We start from the raw sequence: 16,006 nt of genomic DNA on the forward strand, positions 1-16,006 counted from the left end.
CAATCGAGGCGGGGGGCGGCTTATCCGGCTGCTCGATACAAAAAACATCCGAGAGAAGGAAAGCAACGATGCCAGCGAGCAAAGCGAAGCTGTTGTTAGGAGTGGTGTTTTCTTCGCTGATTCTGACGGCCTGCAACGACGACGTGACATCGTCCGCTGCTGCCAGCGCCGACAGCTCAGCCGATCCCGCCAGTCAGGTGGACAGGGCGTACAACGATCCGAACAGTTATTCGTCGAGCGCGAACGCGTCGCTCGACGCCTCCGCCGCGGTTGAAAAAGCCGCCGTCACGCATCACCAGATCACACTGAACGGCAAGACGATCCACTACACGGCCACGGCCGGCCACCTCGTCGCGCGCAATCCGCAGACCGGCGCGCCCGAAGCATCGTTCTTCTATGTCGCCTATACGGCCGACAACCAGCCCGCGGCGAAGCGGCCCGTCACGTTCCTGTACAACGGCGGCCCCGGCTCCGCATCGGTGTGGCTGCACCTCGGCTCGTTCGGCCCGCGCCGGATCCAGACGGGCGACCCGAATGCGAACACGTCGACGTTCCCGTTCGTCGACAACCAGGAAAGCCTGCTCGACACGACCGACCTCGTGTTCGTCGATGCGATCGGCACCGGCTTCTCCGAAGCGGTCGCGCCGAACACGAACCAGACGTTCTGGGGTGTCGACCAGGACGGCGGCGCGTTTCGCGATTTCGTGATGCGCTACCTGAGCGTGAACCAGCGCAACGATTCGCCGAAATACCTGTTCGGCGAATCGTACGGCACGCCGCGCACCGACGTGCTCGCGAACCTGCTCGAGACGGCCGGCGTGAAGCTCGACGGCATCGTGCTGCAGTCGTCGATCCTGAACTACAACACGAACTGCGACATGGCGAGCGACTACATCGGCAACTCGAACAACGGTTCGAGCCCGGTGAGCTGCGCGGGCTTCGTGCCGTCGTATGGCACCGTCGGCGCGTACTACCAGCTCGACAATCCGAACCCGTCGAGCCTGCCGCAGTATGCGGACCAGATGCGCCTGTTGACGGCCGGCAGCTACGCGCCCGCCGTGAACGCGTATCTGGCGAGCCATACGCCGCCGCCGCCGACCCTCGTCACGACGATGGCGAATTCGACCGGCGTGAAGCAGTCGCTGTGGAATGCGAACTTCAACGTGATCCCGACCTTCTTCGACAACAGCTTCCAGCTGTCGCTGATCCCGGGCACGCTGATCGGCCGCTACGACGCGCGCGTGAACGTGCCGGTGTCGAGCCCGCTGGCATCGGGCGGCGACCCGTCGAGCACGTACATCACGCAGCCGTTCACCGACACGATCGGCAAATACCTGCCGAACGAGCTGAAGTACACCGCGCAGTCGGCCTACTCGTTGAGCAGCAATGCGATCAACACGTGGGACTGGACGCACGACGGCCTCGCGATGCCCGACACGATCCCCGATCTGGCCGCGGCGCTGTCGCTGAATCCGCAACTGAAGGTGCTGTCGCTGAACGGGTATCACGACATCGCGACGCCGTTCTACCAGACCGAGCTCGACCTCGCGCGGCTCGGGACGCAACCGAACCTGACGATCAAGGACTATCAGGGCGGACACATGGTCTATCTCGACGATACGTCGCGTCCGCAGGAGAAAGCCGACCTCGTGACCTTCTATAACGCGGCCGCGCACTGATGCGATGCGCAAGGCAGGCGACGCGCGCCCGCGGTGGCGCCGCGCCTGCCGTCGATGACCTCATTCCAGACTGGAGCCTGATATGAAGAACCGTTTCATCGTCGTTGCCGCGGCGCTCGCATGCGTCGGCGCCGCAGCATCCGTATCCGCGTTCGCACAGGCGAGCGACGCCGCCGCGCCGGTGCGTGCACGCCAGGCGCAACTCGGCGACCCGTACGTGCCGCCGGCCGCGCGCAAGCCGACCGCCGGCACGCAGACGACGGGCGCCGCGCTGCATGCGCAGGTGGTGCGCAAGCTCGCGCGGCAGTTCAGCGCAGCCGACGTGCAGAACACGGGTTCGATCACCGAATCGCAGGCGCGCGCGGCCGGCCTCGGCTATGTCGCGAACCACTTCCGGCAGATCGACTCGGGCGGCAGCGGCCGTGTGTCGTTCGCGGACGTCCAGCGCTACATGCAGGCACGCAGCACGAGCCAGCAGTAAGCGCGGCGCGCGGTGAGCAAACGGGGGCGGAACCTGCTGCGCAGCGGGTTCCGCCCCCGTTCACATGAAGCGGCCGTTACGTCGCGTACACGGCGGATTCGCGCCGAATTCTCATTATTTGGGCAACGCATTCAAATATTGGAGGCGAGTGCGTGCGCTCCTACAATCCGAAGCACATCGACAGCTTCGGACCCATGCATCGCGCGGCGCCCGACGCACACGGAGACACCTTCCATGACGTTCGCCGGGCGCTTTATTCGGTGCATCGACCGCCGCCTCGTCGCGACGCCGGACGCAGTTCCGGCATCGTGCGAACGGCTTCACCGGTTCCGTTGAAGAAGCCCGCCCCATGACCAAGATGCCCGACACACTTGCCCTCGACGCCCGGCGTGCGACGCCGGGCGATGCGTCGCTGACCGACAGCATCGGCGCGACCAGCACGCCGCTCGATCTTGCTGCGCAGCAGGCCGGCACGCAGACGCTGCTGCGCGGTCTTGCGATCCTCGAGGCGATCGCGAACGGCGCGCGCGACATGCGCGCGATCGGCGCCGCGCTTGGCACGACGCGCAGCACCACGCACCGCCTCGTGAGCAGCCTCGTGCAGGCGCGCTACCTGCGCCAGGTGCAGGGCGGCTACCTGCTCGGCCCGAAGCTGATCGAGCTCGGCACGATCGCGCTCGAGCAGATGCCGCTCACCGCGGTCGCGCGCCCGCACCTCGAGGCGCTCGCGGAAGCGACGCTCGACACGATCCATCTCGGCGTGCGCGACGGCGACGACGTGCTGTACATCGACAAGATTCCCGGCACGCGCGGCCTCGAGATGCGCTCGCGCGTCGGCCACCGGATGCCGCTCGCGTCGACCGGCATCGGCAAGGCGATGATGCTCGACACCGACCCCGACACGTGGCGCGCGCTGTTCGAGGCGGCCCGGCGTGCGCTTGCCGGCGTCAATTTCAAGCCGGACAACCGGCCCGAGACGAGCGCGTTCCTGCAGCGCATGGCGCATTACGCGGCCGGCGGCTATACGTTCGATCTCGAGGAGAACGAGGCGTCGATCCGCTGCGTGGCCGCGCCGATCCGCGATGCATCGGGCGCGATCGTCGCGGCCGTGTCGGTTGCGAGCACGATTCCGTACATGCCGCACGACCGGATGGACGAACTGATTCCGCTCGTGCAGCGCGAGGCGCGAGCCATTTCCGCGGAACTGGGCTGGAGCCCGCCGCAGGGTACCCGCAGGATCAAACGATGACGACTTCGACCCGGCCCGTTCCGGATGCCAGCACCGCCACGCCGTCGCTGATCGCGCTCGACTGGGGCACGACGTCGCTGCGCGCTTACCTGTACGACGCGCACGGCGCGCTCATCGACACGCGCAGCCGCCCGGCGGGCGTGATGCACGTGCCGGGCGGCGGCGCGCGCGCGTTCGACGCGGTGTTCGAGGACGCGTGCGGCGACTGGCTCGACCGCACGCCGGGCCTGCCGGTGCTCGCCGCCGGAATGGTCGGCAGCGCGCAGGGCTGGCGCGAGGCGCCGTACGTCGCGGTGCCGGCCGGCGCCGATGCGCTCGCCGCTGGCCTCATCACGGTGACGACGTCGCGCGGCACGACGATCTCGATCGTGCCGGGCGTGATCGCGACGGGCGAACTGCCCGACGTGATGCGCGGTGAAGAAACGCAGATATTCGGTGCACTCGCGAGCGATCCCATGCTTGGCGCCGATCGTTCAGGGCTACTGATCGGCTTGCCGGGCACCCATGCGAAATGGGCGTGGGTGAAGGACGGATTGATCGAGCGCTTCCAGACCTTCATGACGGGCGAGTTGTTCGCGGCGCTGCGCGACCACACGATCCTCGGCCGCACGATGCGCGCCGGCGTGTCGCCCGATCGCGCGGCGTTCGTGCGCGGCGTCTCGGTCGCGCGCGGCGCGCAGCGCACGGGGCTGCTCGCGACGATCTTCAGCACACGCACGCTCGGCCTGACCGACCGGCTCGCGCCCGATGCGCAGGGCGACTACCTGTCCGGGCTGCTGATCGGCCATGAGCTCAACGCGCTCGACGCGATGCTTGCGGAGCGCGGCATCGCGCTTGCGGACCAGCCGCTGCTGCTGATCGGCGATGACGGTTTGTGCGCGCGCTATATCGATGCGCTTCGCGTATTCGGCCACATGCACGCGCGGGTCGTCGCGCATGCGACCGAGCGCGGTCTGTGGCGGATCGCGTCGCGCGCCGGGCTCGTGCGCGCGGACGGCGAACCCGTCCTGGCCGACCAATGAACCGATTGCAGAGGAACCCCGACATGCCGTCCGACCTTACGTTGCCCGCGCCATACACGCCCCACGCCGCACTGATGCGCGCGTTCGACGCGTGCCCGCTGATCGCGATCCTGCGCGGGATCACGCCTGCCGAAGCGGCCGACCACGGCCATGCGCTGTACGAAGCCGGTTTCCGGATCGTCGAGGTGCCGCTCAATTCGCCGGATCCGTTCGACAGCATCGCGGCGCTGCGGCGCGCGCTGCCCGACGACGCGATCGTCGGCGCGGGTACCGTGCTGCGCGCCGAGTATGTCGACCGCGTGCAGGATGCGGGCGGCGCGCTGATCGTGATGCCGCACAGCGACGCGGCCGTGATTCGCCGCGCACGCGAGCGCGGCCTCGCGAGCGCACCGGGCGTCGCGACGCCGACCGAAGCGTTTTCCGCGCTCGCGAACGGCGCCGACGTGCTGAAGATGTTCCCGGCCGAGCAGCTCGGCGTGACGGTCGTGAAGGCGTGGCGCGCGGTGATCGACCGCGCGGTGCCGCTGATCCCGGTCGGCGGCATCTCGCCCGACAACATGGCGCCGTTCCTCAACGCCGGCGCGAACGGTTTCGGGCTCGGCTCGGCGCTGTACCGCCCCGGCCAGTCGGTCGACGCGACCGCGGCGAACGCGCGCGCGTTCCAGGCCGGCTTGCGCATCGCGCGCGGCGGAGCCGCATGATGAGCCGCCTCGCGGGCAAGGTCGCGATGGTGACGGGCGCGGGCCGCGGAATCGGCGCCGCGATCGCCCGTGCGTTTGTGTGCGAAGGCGCGGCCGTCGCGCTCGTCGATCTCGATTTCCCGCAGGCGCAGCGCACGGCCGCCGAAATTGTGCGCGAGATCGCCGGCGCACGCGTGCTGCCGCTGCAGGCGGACGTCGCGCGGCAGGATGCGGTACGCGATGCGCTCGCGCAGACCGAGGCGGCATTCGGTCCGCTCGACGTGCTCGTGAACAACGCCGGCATCAACGTGTTCGCCGATCCGCTGACGATGACCGACGACGACTGGCGCCGCTGCTTCGCGGTCGACCTCGACGGCGTGTGGCACGGCTGCCGCGCGGCGCTGGAGGGGATGGTCGCGCGTGGCAGCGGCAGCATCGTGAACATCGCGTCGACGCACGCGTTCAGGATCATCCCGGGCTGCTTTCCGTACCCGGTTGCGAAGCATGGCGTGCTGGGGCTCACACGTGCGCTCGGCATCGAATACGCGCCGCGCAACGTGCGCGTGAACGCGATCGCGCCGGGTTACATCGAGACGCAGCTCACGCGCGACTGGTGGGACGCGCAGCCTGATCCGGCTGCCGCGCGCGCCGCGACGCTCGCGCTGCAGCCGATGAAGCGGATCGGCCGGCCGGAGGAGGTCGCGATGACGGCCGTGTTCCTGGCGTCCGACGAGGCGCCGTTCATCAATGCTGCGTGCATCACCGTCGATGGCGGGCGCGCGGCGCTGTACCACGACTGACGCAACGCTTCGAAAGACCGCACGTGCGACGGCCGCGCGCACGCTGCGTCGAAACCAACAAGCGGCCGCATCCTGTTCGATGAAGACAAGGAGACACTGGAGATGAAACGCAGAACGTTCGTAACGCTGGCCGCCGCGGCCGCGGTGGTGATCGGAAGCCCGGTCGTGCACGCGGCCGATCCGGTCAAGATCGGCTTCCTCGTCAAGCAGCCGGAAGAGCCGTGGTTCCAGGACGAGTGGAAGTTCGCCGAGATGGCGGCGAAGGACAAGGGCTTCACGCTCGTGAAGATCGGCGCGCCGTCCGGTGAAAAGGTGATGAGCGCGATCGACAACCTGTCCGCGCAGAAGGCGCAGGGCTTCATCATCTGCACGCCCGACGTGAAGCTCGGGCCGGGCATCGTCGCGAAGGCGAAGTCGCACAACCTGAAGATAATGACGGTCGACGACCGCCTCGTCGACGGCGCGGGCAAGCCGATCGAGTCGGTCCCGCACATGGGGATCTCCGCGTACAACATCGGCAAGCAAGTCGGCGACGGCATCGCGGCCGAAATCAAGAAGCGCGGCTGGGACATGAAGGACGTCGGCGCGATCGACATCACCTACGAGCAACTGCCGACCGCGCATGACCGCACGAGCGGCGCGACCGACGCGCTGGTGGCTGCCGGCTTTCCGAAGGCGAACGTGATCGCGGCGCCGCAGGCGAAGACCGACACCGAGAACGCATTCAACGCGGCGAACATCGCGCTCACGAAGAATCCGCAGTTCAAGCACTGGGTGGCGTACGGCCTGAACGACGAAGCCGTGCTCGGCGCGGTGCGCGCGGCCGAAGGGCGCGGCTTCAAGGCGGACAACATGATCGGCATCGGCATCGGCGGTTCCGATTCGGCGCTGAACGAGTTCAAGAAGCCGCAGCCGACGGGCTTCTACGGCACCGTGATCATCAGCCCGAAGCGCCACGGCGAGGAAACCTCGGACCTGATGTACGCGTGGATCACGCAGGGCAAGGCGCCGCCGCCGCTGACGCTGACGACGGGCATGCTCGCGACGCGCGACAACGTGTCGAAGGTGCGCGAGGAGATGGGGCTCGCGTCGAAGTAAGCGGCCCGCCGGCTGCCGCGGCGATGCGGCGGCCGGCGGTCGATCGATCCGGAAGTGGGGAGACGACGTGTCAGCGGCACTGCGTTTTGGCAATATCGGCAAGGTCTTTCCTGGCGTGCGCGCACTCGACGGCATTTCGTTCGACGTGCACGCGGGCGAGGTGCATGGCCTGATGGGCGAGAACGGCGCGGGCAAGTCGACGCTGCTGAAGATTCTCGGCGGCGAATACCAGCCCGATGCGGGCAGCGTGCTGGTCGATGGCCAGCCCGTGCAGTTCGCGAGTGCGGCCGCGTCGATCGCGGCCGGCATCGCGGTGATTCACCAGGAGCTGCAGTACGTGCCCGACCTGACGGTCGCGGAAAACCTGCTGCTCGGCCGCCTGCCGAATGCGTTCGGCTGGGTGAAGAAGCGCGAGGCGAAGCGCCACGTGCGCGAGCGGCTCGCCGCGATGGGCGTCGATCTCGATCCCGACGCGAAGCTCGGGCGGCTGTCGATCGCGCAGCGGCAGATGGTCGAGATCTGCAAGGCGCTGATGCGCAATGCGCGCGTGATCGCGCTCGACGAACCGACCAGCTCGCTGTCGCATCGCGAGACCGAGGTGCTGTTCAAGCTCGTCGACGACCTGCGTGCGCAGGGCCGCGCGCTGATCTACATCTCGCACCGGATGGACGAGATCTACCGGCTGTGCGATGCGTGCACGATCTTCCGTGACGGGCGCAAGATCGCGTCGCACGAATCGCTGGCCGACGTGCCGCGCGAACGGCTCGTCGCCGAGATGGTCGGGCGCGAGATCTCGGACATCTACCATTACGCGCCGCGCGCGCTCGGCGATGTGCGCTTCGCGGCCGAAGGCATCGACGGCCCGGCATTGCGCGAACCCGCGAGCTTCTCGGTGCGCGCGGGCGAGATCGTCGGCTTCTTCGGGCTCGTCGGCGCGGGCCGCAGCGAGCTGATGCGGCTCGTGTACGGCGCGGACCGCCGGCGCGCGGGCGTGCTGATGCTCGACGGCGCGCGCATCGACGTGAAGCGCACCGGCGACGCGATTCGCCACGGCATCGTGCTGTGCCCCGAGGACCGCAAGGAAGAGGGGATCATCGCGATCGCGTCGGTCGCGGAGAACATCAACATCAGCTGCCGCCGCCATTCGCTGCGCGCGGGGCTCTTCATCAACCGCAAGGCCGAAAGCGAAACGGCCGACCGCTTCATCCAGCGGCTCAAGATCAAGACGCCGAACCGGCGGCAGAAGATCCGCTTCCTGTCGGGCGGCAACCAGCAGAAGGCGATCCTGTCGCGCTGGCTCGCGGAGCCCGACCTGAAGGTCGTGATCCTCGACGAACCGACGCGCGGGATCGACGTCGGCGCGAAGCACGAGATCTACGACGTGATCTACCGGCTCGCGGAACGCGGCTGCGCGATCGTGATGGTGTCGTCGGAGCTGCCGGAAGTGCTCGGCGTGTCCGACCGCATCGTCGTGATGCGCGAAGGCCGGATCGCGGGCGAGCTGCCGCGCGAACAGGCGAACGAACACGCGGTGCTGAGCCTGGCGCTACCGCAGGCGAACGCCGTCGAGGCGGCTTGACGCCGGACACGACAATCGAATCGGACACGCGCGGCGCGGGCCGTGCAATGCAGGAGCAGGAGACACAATCATGCAAGTCAACGAAAACCTTGGCGGCGCCGCCGTGAAGCGGTCGGCCGACGCGCTGGTGCCGCAGCAGAGCGACCGCCAGAAGTGGTGGCAGCATCTGACCGAATACAGCCTGATCGCGATCTTCGCGGTGATGTTCATCACGATGTCGCTCACCGTCGATCACTTCTTCTCGATCGACAACATGCTCGGCCTCGCGCTGTCGATCTCGCAGATCGGCATGGTCGCGTGCACGATGATGTTCTGTCTCGCGTCGCGCGACTTCGACCTGTCGATCGGCTCGACCGTCGCGTTCTCGGGCGTGCTGTGCGCGATGGTGCTGAACGCGACCGACAACACGTTCGTCGCGATCGTCGCGGCGGTCGCGGCTGGTGCCGCGATCGGCTTCGTGAACGGCGCGGTGATCGCGTACCTGCGCATCAACGCGCTGATCACGACGCTCGCGACGATGGAGATCGTGCGCGGGCTCGGCTTCATCGTGTCGAAGGGGCAGGCGGTCGGCGTGTCGTCGGATACGTTCATCGCGCTCGGCGGGCTGTCCCTGTTCGGCGTGTCGCTGCCGATCTGGGTCACGCTGCTGTGCTTCATCTCGTTCGGCGTGCTGCTGAACCAGACGGTGTATGGCCGCAACACGCTCGCGATCGGCGGGAATCCGGAAGCCTCGCGGCTCGCGGGGATCAACGTCGAACGCACGCGCGTGTACATCTTCCTGATCCAGGGCGCGGTGACGGCGCTCGCAGGCGTGATCCTCGCATCGCGCATCACGTCGGGCCAGCCGAACGCCGCGCAGGGCTTCGAGCTGAACGTGATCTCCGCGTGCGTGCTCGGCGGCGTGTCGCTGATGGGCGGCCGCGCGACGATCTCGGGCGTCGTGATCGGCGTGCTGATCATGGGCACCGTCGAGAACGTGATGAACCTGCTGAACATCGACGCGTTCTACCAGTACCTCGTGCGCGGCGCGATCCTGCTCGCCGCCGTGCTGCTCGACCAGCTGAAGAACCGCGGCGTTCGCGACTGACCCGATCTACTCTTACGGAGACGAACCGCATGACCATCGACACTTCCGTGCACGGCCCGCACACCGCGAGTCACGCACGCTATGCACGGTATCCGAGCCTCGAGGATCGCGCGGTGCTGATCACGGGCGGCGCGACCGGCATCGGCGCGGCGTTCGTCGAGCACTTCGCCGAACAGGGCGCGCGCGTCGCGTTCGTCGACCTCGACGCGGCGGCCGGTACCGCACTGGCGGAAAGCCTCGCGCACGTCCGTCATGCGCCGCTGTTCCTGCCGTGCGACCTGACCGACATCGGCGCGCTGCGCCATGCGATCGACGCGATCCGCGCGCGCATCGGTGCGATCGCGGTGCTCGTGAACAATGCGGCGAACGATGCGCGCCACGCGATCGGCGACGTGACGCCCGAATCGTTCGACGCGGGCATCGCGGTGAACGTGCGGCACCAGTTCTTCGCCGCGCAGGCGGTGATCGACGACATGAAGCAGCAAGGCGGCGGCGCGATCATCAACCTTGGCTCGATCAGCTGGATGCTGAAGAACGGCGGCTATCCCGTCTACGTGATGGCGAAGGCGGCCGTGCAGGGGCTGACGCGCGGTCTCGCGCGCGACCTCGGCCCGTTCGGCATTCGCGTGAATTCGCTGGTGCCCGGCTGGGTGATGACCGACAAGCAGCGCCGGTTGTGGCTCGACGACGCGGGCCGCGCGGCGATCAAGGCCGGCCAGTGCCTCGATGCCGAACTGCTGCCGGCCGATCTCGCGCGGATGGCGCTGTTCCTGGCAGCCGACGACAGCCGGATGATCACCGCGCAGGACGTGATCGTCGACGGCGGCTGGGCCTGACCGTTCGCACGACCTGCATCGTTTCTTCGACGAAGGAAAGGAGTTCACCATGACCGCCACGTCCTCGCACGCATCGTCGTCCACCAGCCAGTCGCGCCGCGCGCGCCTGGCCGCCGCCGCGCAGCCGGTCAGCCCCGGCCCGCAGACGGCTGCCTTCGCGCAGGGCGTCGGCGCCGCGCATGCGGCAGCCGTCACGCTGTCGAACGCATTGCTGCGGCTCGACGTGCTGCCGCATCTCGGCGGCGGCATCGCGCGCTTCGACTGGCGCGGCGACAACGGCGCGCTGATGCCGGTGTTCCGCCGCTGCGAGCATCCGGAGATGGCGACGGACCCGAACGAGCTCGCGTGCTATCCGCTGCTGCCTTACTCGAACCGGATCGGCGACGGGCGCTTCGAATGCGACGGGCGCAGCGTTGCGGTGCCGCGCAACCGCCGTGACGAGCCGATGCCGATCCACGGCGACGGCTGGCTCGCACCGTGGCAGGTGGACGATGCGACCGGCACGTCGCTGCAACTGTCGCTCGATCGCACCGCCGGCGCGCCGTATGCGTTCCGCGCGATCCAGTCGTTCGAGCTCGACGACGCAACGCTGTCGATCGCGCTGACGATCGAGAACGCGGGGCGCGCGCGGCTGCCGTTCGGGCTCGGCGTGCATCCGTTCCTCGTGCGCGATGCCGCGACCGAGCTGGCCGCGGCCGCCGGCGGGCTGTGGCTGTCGGGCGCCGATTTCCTGCCGGTGCGGCATGTGAGCGTGCCGCCGGCCTGGCAGTTCGGCGTCGCGTATCCGCTGCCGGCCGCGCTCGTCAATCATGCGTTCACCGGCTGGGGCGGCCACGCGACGGTGAGCTGGCCGCGCCGCGGGCTGTCGCTGACGGTGGCGGCCGACGCCGATGCGTACGTGCTCTATACGCCGCCCGGCGAGGATTTCTTCTGCTTCGAGCCGGTCGATCATCCGATCAATGCGGTGAACCTGCCGGGCGGCGCGACCGCGCACGGGATGACGCTGCTCGCGCCCGGCGAGCGGCTCACGCGGCGTTTCGCGTTCACCGTCGAGCGCACCGATGCGCGCGGCAATGCCGCGACACGCGAGGCGCGCCGGCGACGCGGGTAAAATACGCGGTCTACCAACGGTTTGCCGCGAGTACCCGCCATGTCTTCCCCGCTTACTTTCATCGAATCGCTGCGCGCCGCGTGGCAGCGCACGAACTCGCTGCTGTGCGTCGGCCTCGATCCCGAGCCGACGCGTTTTCCCGTGCAGTTCGACGGCCAGCCCGACGCGATCTTCGAATTCTGCCGGCAGATCGTCGACGCGACCGCGCAATACGCGAGCGCGTTCAAGCCGCAGATCGCCTACTTCGCCGCGCATCGCGCGGAAGACCAGCTCGAGCGGCTGATCGCGCACATCCACCTCCAGCATCCGGGCCTGCCCGTGATCCTCGACGCGAAGCGCGGCGACATCGGCAGCACGGCCGAGCAGTACGCGCGCGAAGCGTTCGAGCGCTACCGCGCGGACGCCGTCACGGTGAACCCGTACATGGGCTACGACTCGGTCGAGCCGTACTTCGAGCACGAAGGCAAGGGCGTGATCGTGCTGTGCCGCACGTCGAACCCGGGCGGCTCCGACCTGCAGTTCCTCGACACGAACGGCCGGCCGCTGTACCAGGTCGTCGCCGACCTCGCGGCGAACAAGTGGAACGCGAGGAACGGCCAGCTCGGCCTCGTGGTCGGCGCGACGTTCCCGAAGGAAATCGAGATCGTGCGCGGGATCGTCGGCGACATGCCGCTGCTGATTCCGGGCATCGGCGCGCAGGGCGGCGACGTGCAGGCGACCGTCAACGCGGGCCGCACGGCCGACGGCACCGGCATGATGATCAACTCGTCGCGCGCGATCCTGTACGCGAGCAAGGGCGAGGATTTCGCCGAAGCCGCGGCGCTCGCCGCGCAGAAGACCCGCGACACGATCAACGCGCATCGTTGATTGGCCGCATCGGCTGCCTGCCCGGGCAGCCGGTTCCGGCGGGCTCCCCCAGGCGCGAGCCCGTCGCTTCCCTGCCGTTTTCCCGCTCCTCCCGCCGCCCGGCCCGCACTGGCGCACGCGGACAACTTCCCGTCGCTTGCGCACCGCATCCCCGCGCGCGAATCGCGCGATGCTGCCGCTTGTCATCGATCCGTAACGAAAATGTCAAGAAAGGAGCGACGCCATGCCCAAGTTGTCCCGACGTCTTCTGAGCGCGCTTGCCGCGTCGCTGTGCGTGAGCTTCGCCCATGCGGCGGATCTCTCGCACTGGCCGGCCGACAGCGCGAAGGCGCTGAGCGCGATGATCGCCGCGCACGCGAACCGTGGCGACTACGCGGTGTTCGACGCCGACAACACGACCTACCGCTACGACCTCGAGGAGTCGCTGCTGCCGTACCTCGAGAACCGCGGCGTGCTGACGCGCGACACGCTCGACCCGTCGCTGAAGCTGATCCCGTTCAAGGATTCCGCCGACTACAAGGAATCGCTGATGAGTTATTACTACCGGCTGTGCGAGATCGACGACCTGGTCTGCTACCCGTGGATCGCGCAGGCATTCGCCGGCCAGTCGCTGGCCGACCTGAAGCGCCACGTCGACGCGATGCTCGCCGACGGCAAGCCGATCCCGATCCGCTACTGGCAGGGCGACAAGGTGGTCGACGGCACGGTGAACCCGCCGCGTTTCTTCCGCGGGATGCAGGAGTTGTACAACGCGCTGCGCGAGAACGGAATCGAGGTCTACGTGATGACGGCCGCGCACGAGGAACTCGCGCGGCTCGTGTTGTCCGACCCGAAGTACGGCTACAACGTGAAGCCGCAGAACGTGATCGGCGTGACGACGCTGCTGCGCGACCCGGCGACAGGCTCGCTGACCACCTCGCGGCTGCAGATCAAGGCCGGCAAGTACGACGAGGCCGCGAACCGCGGTCTGGTGATCACGCCGTTCCTGATGAACCCGATGACGTGGTACGAAGGCAAGCTCGGCTCGATCGTCGGCTGGATCGACCAGTGGAAGAAGCCGGTGCTCGTCGCGGGCGACACGCCGACGTCTGACGGCTACATGCTGCTGAATGCGACCGACGTCGCGCGCGGCGGCGTGCGCGTGTGGGTGAACAAGAAGGACAAGCAGATGGCGCAGATCCGCGCGTGGTCGGACGAATCGGCCGCGCAGCAGAAATCGCTCGGCCTGCCGGTGACGGCGGACAAGAACTGGATCGTCGTGAAGCCCGACGCGATCCAGTAAGCGGGCAAGCGGGGGCGCGCTGCGCGCCCCCGGCTCGATCAGCCCTCGCGCTCGTCGAGCAGCTTCAGCAGCCCGCGCAGCGCATGCGCGGCCGCCTGCGTGCGGATCTGCTCGCGGTCGCCCTTGAACACGAGCGTCTCGACGTCGGTATGCAGCCGGTTGCTCCAGCCGAACGACACGGTGCCGACCGGCTTCTTCTCGCTGCCGCCGGCCGGGCCGGCGATGCCGGTGACGGACAGCGCGACCTGCGCTCGGCTGTTGCGCAGCGCGCCTTCGGCCATCGCGCGCGCGACGGGCTCGCTGACGGCGCCGTGTTTGTCGATCAGGTCGTGCGGTACGCCGATCATCTCGATCTTGGCCTGGTTCGAGTACGTGACGAAGCCGCGCTCGAACCACTGGCTGCTGCCGGAGATGTCGGTGATCGCCGCGGCGATCATGCCGCCGGTGCAGGATTCGGCGGTGGCGAGCGTCAGGTGCTCGTCACGCAACTTGTTGCCTGCGCGGATCGCAAGCTGGTGGACGACGGAATCGGTTGGCATGCGCGTCGGGAAACGGGAGTCGGGAAATCGGTCAGCCGACGACGGAGCGCCACAGGGCGATCACGAGCAGCGTCATGAACGCGGCGACCAGGTCGTCGACCATGATGCCGAGCCCGCCTTTCAGGCGGCGCTCGAAATAGCGGATCGGCGGCGGCTTGAGTATGTCGAAGCAGCGGAACGCGACGAACGCCCACAGCTGGCCGACGAAGGTCGCGGGCGTGACGAACAGCATCACGAGCCAGATCGCGACGATCTCGTCCCAGACGACGGCGCCCGGATCGGCCGAGCCCATCTTCCTCGCGGTGAAACCGGTGAGCCACGTGCCCGCCACGAAGCCGATCGCGATCAGCGCCCACCATTCGGGCACCGTCAGGTAGCGGTTGAGCACGACGAACGTGAGCCAGCCGAACAGCGAGCCGAACGTGCCGGGCATGATCGGCGCGAGCCCGCTGCCGAAGCCGAGCGACACGATGTGCGCCGGGTGCGACAGCATGAAGCGCGCGGTCGCGCGCCGCGGCGCGTTGCCGCCGGATGCGGCGCCGGGCTCGGCCGCGGCGTGCGCGGGCGTCGGGTCAGTCTGCATGGAAGTGGTCGAAGCCGTGCAACGTGAGAGCGAGGGTTGCACCGGCGGCATCGCGCCACGCGATCGCGGGCTGCTCCGACGGCGCGGACAACGCGCGTATTGTACCGATTCGGGTGACCGTCACGCCGGCCGTCGCGCCGGCCGCTTCGACCGCCGCGCGGGCCGCCGCCGGCGCGGTGAAGCACAGTTCGTAGTCGTCGCCGCCGGCCAGGGTGCAGCGGCGCTGCACGTCGGGCGGCAGCGTGGCGAGCGCGGCCGAGCGCGGCACCGCGTCGGCATCGATTTCGGCGCGCACGTTCGAGCGGGCCAGGATGTGCTGCAGGTCGCCGGCGAGGCCGTCCGAGATGTCGAGCGCCGCGTGCGCGACGCCCGCGAGCGCCAGGCCGAGCGCAATGCGCGGTTCGGGGCGCTCGAGCGCGCGCCGGAACGCGGCTGCCTCGTTTGCGCCGGCCGCCCATTCGCCGCGCGCGACGCCGAGGCCGGCGCGCGCATCGCCGAGCGTGCCGGACACCCAGACGTCGTCGCCGTCGCGCGCGGCATCGCGGCGCAGCGCCGCGTCGGGCGCGACTTCGCCGAATACGGTCACGCACAGGTTCAGCGGGCCGCTCGTCGTGTCGCCGCCGATCAGCTCGCAACCGTAGCGCTCGGCGAGCGCGAACAGCCCGTTGCTGAACGCTTCCAGCCACGCCGCGTCGGCACGCGGCAGCGCGCACGCGAGCGTGAACGCGCGCGGCTCGGCGCCCATCGCCGCGAGGTCGGACAGGTTGACCGCGAGCGTCTTGTGGCCGAGCGCGTCGGGCGCGACGTCGGGGAAGAAGTGGCGGCCTTCCACCAGCATGTCGGTCGAAATGGCCAGCAATTTCCCGGATCGGGGCGTGATCAACGCGCAATCGTCGCCGATGCCGAGCGTCGACGCGCGTGCGCCCTGCGCGGCGCGGCGCGTGAAGAAGCGTTCGATCAGCGAAAACTCGGAGAGGGCGGCTGGCACGGCGGATGGATCCGAAACGATTGAAGGAACGGCATTGTACGAGGCGAACGGCGGCGTTCCCGCACCGTTCCGACCATTTTTGTCGCGGCTGTTGTACCCGAATCGCCGGTCTTGCGGCCGATGAT

General features: G+C 68.6%; 16 protein-coding genes. 13 read left to right on the plus strand and 3 right to left on the minus strand.

The features are described from left to right. The first annotated feature begins 68 nt into the window (after nt 1–68). The 13 genes from HWX36_RS24710 to HWX36_RS24770 all read left to right on the plus strand — a co-directional run bounded on the left by HWX36_RS24710 (nt 69) and on the right by HWX36_RS24770 (nt 13,771). Complete coding sequence (locus HWX36_RS24710; RefSeq protein ID WP_175955618.1) at nt 69–1,679, plus strand: peptidase S10; 1,611 nt, start codon at nt 69–71, stop codon at nt 1,677–1,679. 82 nt (nt 1,680–1,761) lie between these two features. Then, nucleotides 1,762–2,160: an EF-hand domain-containing protein gene (locus tag HWX36_RS24715; RefSeq protein WP_175955620.1), complete on the plus strand. Its 399-nt coding sequence runs from the start codon at nt 1,762–1,764 to the stop codon at nt 2,158–2,160. A gap of 349 nt (nt 2,161–2,509) precedes the next feature. Beyond that, nucleotides 2,510–3,409 carry an IclR family transcriptional regulator gene (locus tag HWX36_RS24720; RefSeq protein ID WP_175955622.1) on the plus strand — a complete coding sequence of 300 codons (900 nt, stop codon included), beginning with the start codon at nt 2,510–2,512 and terminating at the stop codon, nt 3,407–3,409. Then, nucleotides 3,406–4,431 carry a 2-dehydro-3-deoxygalactonokinase gene (locus HWX36_RS24725; RefSeq protein WP_175955624.1) on the plus strand — a complete coding sequence of 342 codons (1,026 nt, stop codon included), beginning with the start codon at nt 3,406–3,408 and terminating at the stop codon, nt 4,429–4,431. The genes HWX36_RS24720 and HWX36_RS24725 overlap by 4 nt, the downstream gene beginning before the upstream one ends. A 23-nt stretch (nt 4,432–4,454) precedes the next feature. Continuing rightward, complete coding sequence (locus tag HWX36_RS24730) at nt 4,455–5,132, plus strand: 2-dehydro-3-deoxy-6-phosphogalactonate aldolase (protein WP_175955626.1); 678 nt, start codon at nt 4,455–4,457, stop codon at nt 5,130–5,132. Beyond that, nucleotides 5,132–5,911 carry an SDR family oxidoreductase gene (locus HWX36_RS24735; protein WP_175955628.1) on the plus strand — a complete coding sequence of 260 codons (780 nt, stop codon included), beginning with the start codon at nt 5,132–5,134 and terminating at the stop codon, nt 5,909–5,911. The genes HWX36_RS24730 and HWX36_RS24735 overlap by 1 nt, the downstream gene beginning before the upstream one ends. A 102-nt stretch (nt 5,912–6,013) precedes the next feature. Then, entirely contained in the window at nt 6,014–7,009 is a 996-nt protein-coding gene (locus HWX36_RS24740; RefSeq protein WP_175955630.1) for an arabinose ABC transporter substrate-binding protein, read from the plus strand. 67 nt (nt 7,010–7,076) lie between these two features. Beyond that, nucleotides 7,077–8,588 carry an L-arabinose ABC transporter ATP-binding protein AraG gene (araG, locus tag HWX36_RS24745; RefSeq protein ID WP_175955632.1) on the plus strand — a complete coding sequence of 504 codons (1,512 nt, stop codon included), beginning with the start codon at nt 7,077–7,079 and terminating at the stop codon, nt 8,586–8,588. 70 nt (nt 8,589–8,658) lie between these two features. Continuing rightward, complete coding sequence (gene araH / locus HWX36_RS24750) at nt 8,659–9,675, plus strand: L-arabinose ABC transporter permease AraH (RefSeq protein WP_175955635.1); 1,017 nt, start codon at nt 8,659–8,661, stop codon at nt 9,673–9,675. 29 nt (nt 9,676–9,704) lie between these two features. After that, on the plus strand, nt 9,705–10,511 hold the full coding sequence (locus tag HWX36_RS24755; protein WP_175955637.1) for an SDR family oxidoreductase: 807 nt from the start codon (nt 9,705–9,707) through the stop codon (nt 10,509–10,511). A 49-nt stretch (nt 10,512–10,560) separates the two neighbouring features. After that, on the plus strand, nt 10,561–11,622 hold the full coding sequence (locus HWX36_RS24760; protein WP_175955639.1) for an aldose 1-epimerase: 1,062 nt from the start codon (nt 10,561–10,563) through the stop codon (nt 11,620–11,622). Nucleotides 11,623–11,661: 39 nt separating this feature from the next. Then, nucleotides 11,662–12,489, plus strand: coding sequence for an orotidine-5'-phosphate decarboxylase (gene pyrF, locus HWX36_RS24765; protein ID WP_175955641.1), 828 nt, complete (start codon nt 11,662–11,664; stop codon nt 12,487–12,489). 223 nt (nt 12,490–12,712) lie between these two features. Further along, on the plus strand, nt 12,713–13,771 hold the full coding sequence (locus HWX36_RS24770) for a haloacid dehalogenase-like hydrolase (protein ID WP_175955643.1): 1,059 nt from the start codon (nt 12,713–12,715) through the stop codon (nt 13,769–13,771). Nucleotides 13,772–13,809: 38 nt separating this feature from the next. Here the strand turns inward: HWX36_RS24770 and HWX36_RS24775 are convergent, their stop codons facing one another. The 3 genes from HWX36_RS24775 to thiL are packed head-to-tail and all read right to left on the minus strand — an operon-like array spanning nt 13,810 to nt 15,881. Then, a complete protein-coding gene (locus tag HWX36_RS24775) occupies nt 13,810–14,310 on the minus strand; it encodes a CinA family protein (RefSeq protein WP_175955645.1) in 501 nt (166 codons plus the stop codon). 31 nt (nt 14,311–14,341) lie between these two features. Then, nucleotides 14,342–14,893: a phosphatidylglycerophosphatase A gene (locus HWX36_RS24780; RefSeq protein WP_175955647.1), complete on the minus strand. Its 552-nt coding sequence runs from the start codon at nt 14,891–14,893 to the stop codon at nt 14,342–14,344. Beyond that, nucleotides 14,883–15,881, minus strand: a complete 999-nt coding sequence (gene thiL, locus HWX36_RS24785; RefSeq protein WP_175955649.1) for a thiamine-phosphate kinase — start codon at nt 15,879–15,881, stop codon at nt 14,883–14,885. The genes HWX36_RS24780 and thiL overlap by 11 nt, the downstream gene beginning before the upstream one ends. Between the last annotated feature and the right edge of the window lie 125 nt (nt 15,882–16,006).

Origin of the sequence: Burkholderia sp. BCC0405, from assembly GCF_902833075.1 — a bacterium.
In the GTDB taxonomy this organism is placed as follows: domain Bacteria; phylum Pseudomonadota; class Gammaproteobacteria; order Burkholderiales; family Burkholderiaceae; genus Burkholderia.

Coding starts and splice junctions, on each gene's coding strand:
- HWX36_RS24725 (WP_175955624.1), top strand. CDS start 3,406: ATGACGACTTCGACCCGGCCCGTTCCGGATGCCAGCACCGCCACGCCG.
- HWX36_RS24715 (WP_175955620.1), top strand. CDS start 1,762: ATGAAGAACCGTTTCATCGTCGTTGCCGCGGCGCTCGCATGCGTCGGC.
- HWX36_RS24720 (WP_175955622.1), top strand. CDS start 2,510: ATGACCAAGATGCCCGACACACTTGCCCTCGACGCCCGGCGTGCGACG.
- HWX36_RS24740 (WP_175955630.1), top strand. CDS start 6,014: ATGAAACGCAGAACGTTCGTAACGCTGGCCGCCGCGGCCGCGGTGGTG.
- HWX36_RS24735 (WP_175955628.1), top strand. CDS start 5,132: ATGAGCCGCCTCGCGGGCAAGGTCGCGATGGTGACGGGCGCGGGCCGC.
- HWX36_RS24730 (WP_175955626.1), top strand. CDS start 4,455: ATGCCGTCCGACCTTACGTTGCCCGCGCCATACACGCCCCACGCCGCA.
- HWX36_RS24775 (WP_175955645.1), bottom strand. CDS start 14,310: ATGCCAACCGATTCCGTCGTCCACCAGCTTGCGATCCGCGCAGGCAAC.
- HWX36_RS24755 (WP_175955637.1), top strand. CDS start 9,705: ATGACCATCGACACTTCCGTGCACGGCCCGCACACCGCGAGTCACGCA.
- HWX36_RS24710 (WP_175955618.1), top strand. CDS start 69: ATGCCAGCGAGCAAAGCGAAGCTGTTGTTAGGAGTGGTGTTTTCTTCG.
- HWX36_RS24780 (WP_175955647.1), bottom strand. CDS start 14,893: ATGCAGACTGACCCGACGCCCGCGCACGCCGCGGCCGAGCCCGGCGCC.
- araH (WP_175955635.1), top strand. CDS start 8,659: ATGCAAGTCAACGAAAACCTTGGCGGCGCCGCCGTGAAGCGGTCGGCC.
- pyrF (WP_175955641.1), top strand. CDS start 11,662: ATGTCTTCCCCGCTTACTTTCATCGAATCGCTGCGCGCCGCGTGGCAG.
- HWX36_RS24760 (WP_175955639.1), top strand. CDS start 10,561: ATGACCGCCACGTCCTCGCACGCATCGTCGTCCACCAGCCAGTCGCGC.
- HWX36_RS24770 (WP_175955643.1), top strand. CDS start 12,713: ATGCCCAAGTTGTCCCGACGTCTTCTGAGCGCGCTTGCCGCGTCGCTG.